We start from the raw sequence: 1,168 nt of genomic DNA on the forward strand, positions 1-1,168 counted from the left end.
CATTGAAGCAGCGGACACTCCCAGCGAAGGTGGGCCACCGTCTCACGTGATCCGCGGCTTCGCGCCGCGGCCTCATTGAAGCGGAGACCAGCCCGTGTCTGAAGTATGCCGCGTTCAGGTGATCCGCGGCTTCGCGCCGCGGCCTCATTGAAGCGTGATGAGATTGGGAAACCACTCCGCCAGCACACGCGTGATCCGCGGCTTCGCGCCGCGGCCTCATTGAAGCGCCAAATACAGCGCCGAGGCCCAGCTGCTGGCGGAGGTGATCCGCGGCTTCGCGCCGCGGCCTCATTGAAGCATCACCGAGCTGACGTCGGAGCCACAGAAGATCCAGGAGTGATCCGCGGCTTCGCGCCGCGGCCTCATTCATTAAGGAAAACCCCCGGCTATGCCGGGGGACTCCCCGTGGTTTGACCTGTGCGACGGTCATTGTGAGCCTGAAATCTCTGCCAAGAGACGAGGTTCACGATGAAAGACTATCAGAGCTTGAGCCATACCCGGTGGGACTGTAAGTACCACGTGGTGTACATCCCCAAGCGGCGCAAGAAGAAGATATTTGGCGCCGTCAGGCGCCACCTTGGGGAGATTTTTCACGAGTTGGCGACGCACAAGGAATCGAAGATTGTGGAGGGGCACTTGATGCCGGACCACATTCACATGTGCATCAGCATTCCGCCGAAGTACTCGGTCTCAAACGTAGTGGGGTAACGGAGCTGTCTCGGCTGATCCTCATAGCGGCCCGTGATCCGCGGCTTCGCGCCGCGGCCTCATTGAAGCAAATCCATCACCGTGACCGAGGACGCCGTCAACGACGTGATCCGCGGCTTCGCGCCGCGGCCTCATTGAAGCCTCGACGTCGTGCGTCAGCTCCACCGTTCGTTCGATGTGATCCGCGGCTTCGCGCCGCGGCCTCATTGAAGCTCCGAGGTCGAGCTGCTCATCCGCATCGTCACCGGCGTGATCCGCGGCTTCGCGCCGCGGCCTCATTGAAGCGAGGTAGTTGGTCATGTGCGACATGGTTGCTCTCCGGGTGATCCGCGGCTTCGCGCCGCGGCCTCATTGAAGCTTCAAGGGCTGGGTGCACGATCGCTTCGGCTGGCCACGTGATCCGCGGCTTCGCGCCGCGGCCTCATTGAAGCGAAGTAATGGCTGCTGTTGAGAATAAATG

1 pseudogene and 2 CRISPR repeat arrays are annotated in these 1,168 nt (G+C 61.8%); the pseudogene reads left to right on the plus strand.

Annotated features, from left to right (window positions below):
• Positions 1-46: 46 nt before the first annotated feature.
• A CRISPR array of direct repeats spans positions 47-373; the repeat unit is 36 nt; unit sequence GTGATCCGCGGCTTCGCGCCGCGGCCTCATTGAAGC.
• Between the two features lie 95 nt (positions 374-468).
• Positions 469-705, plus strand: a pseudogene (gene tnpA / locus ACRDSQ_RS16950) (IS200/IS605 family transposase); the annotation flags it as partial.
• A 36-nt stretch (positions 706-741) separates the two neighbouring features.
• A CRISPR array of direct repeats spans positions 742-1,139; the repeat unit is 36 nt; unit sequence GTGATCCGCGGCTTCGCGCCGCGGCCTCATTGAAGC.
• The last annotated feature ends 29 nt before the right edge of the window (positions 1,140-1,168 follow it).

The organism is Actinokineospora sp., assembly GCF_050699995.1.
Lineage (GTDB): Bacteria > Actinomycetota > Actinomycetes > Mycobacteriales > Pseudonocardiaceae > Actinokineospora.